This window comes from Candidatus Proelusimicrobium excrementi, assembly GCF_937881865.1.
Lineage (GTDB): Bacteria > Elusimicrobiota > Elusimicrobia > Elusimicrobiales > Elusimicrobiaceae > Proelusimicrobium > Proelusimicrobium excrementi.
The window spans coordinates 1-1,039 of the sequence record NZ_CALGEO010000168.1 but is presented as its reverse complement, the minus strand read 5'-3'; the positions used below and the strand labels follow the sequence as shown (position 1 = coordinate 1,039).

Below are 1,039 nucleotides of genomic sequence, written 5' to 3'. Positions count from 1 at the left end.
CGGCAAGCGGACGGCCGAGGACTGGGAAAATAAAATTCCGCAGCAGTATTATTGCCAACTATTGCATTACTTTATTGTAATTCCGGATCTGGAATTTGCCGTATTAAATGCGCAATTAAAGACGGTGTCTGCGGGTAAAGTTGTAAGGACGGAATTAAGGCCTTATCACTTTGAGCGCAAAGACTGCTTAGAGGATATCTCCTATCTAAAGGAAGCGGAAATAAAATTTTGGACGGACAATGTTTTAAAAAACAAATCTCCGGCAAGAATATTGCCGGAAATTTAAAAAAGTGAGGATAGAAGAATGGAACTAAAAATAATTTCCCCGACGGAACAGTCGGCCATTGTGCCGGTAAAGTTCAACTTCGAGGAACTAAAAGCGCACTTGGAGGAGCGTTTAGCTCTTTACAAAAACCGCCATTACGACATGAGTAAAGGCACAGCGGAAGCGAAGAAAGACCGCGCTGCTTTAAACAGGCTTAAAAAGTCTATCAACGACGCTAAAATCGGCGTAAAAAAGCAAATTATGGCGCAATACGAAAGCGATTTCGAGCCAAAAATAAAAGAGCTTTTAGCCATGCTGGAAGAATGTGCCGGACAGATTGACGGCCAAATTAAAGAAGTTGAAAATAAAGCTAAGGCGGACAAGCTGTCCGAGTTATCCGAGTTTTACCAAGCCGAAGCTAAAGAACTGGCAAAGATAGTTCCTTTTGAATGGATCTTTCAGGATAAATGGCTAAACGCCACTTTCAGTAAAGACCTGGCTATCGGCGAAATTTTCAATGCCGTCGGAAAAATCAGGTCTGATTTAAAGACTTTGGACGAGAGCGTGGCAGACCTTTACAAAGTTGAAGTAACGGATACTTACCTTGCCACCTTGGACTTGGGCGAAGCTTTAAGGCGCAATAATTACCTTGCCGAGCAGGCCAAGAAGCAAGCCGAATACGCCAAAGCGCAAGCCGAGAAAAAGGCCGCACAAGAGCAGGCGCAAGCCTTGAATTTTTGCGTTGTTTGGTTGAATTGGCACCGCAAAGGATAG

General features: G+C 43.7%; 1 protein-coding gene and 1 pseudogene. Both read left to right on the top strand.

What is annotated here, in order from left to right:
- Positions 1 to 286 (top strand): annotated as a pseudogene (locus ACQY26_RS07500) (YqaJ viral recombinase family protein); the annotation flags it as partial.
- Between the two features lie 18 nt (positions 287 to 304).
- Positions 305 to 1,039 carry a DUF1351 domain-containing protein gene (locus tag ACQY26_RS07495; protein WP_428048605.1) on the top strand — a complete coding sequence of 245 codons (735 nt, stop codon included), beginning with the start codon at positions 305 to 307 and terminating at the stop codon, positions 1,037 to 1,039.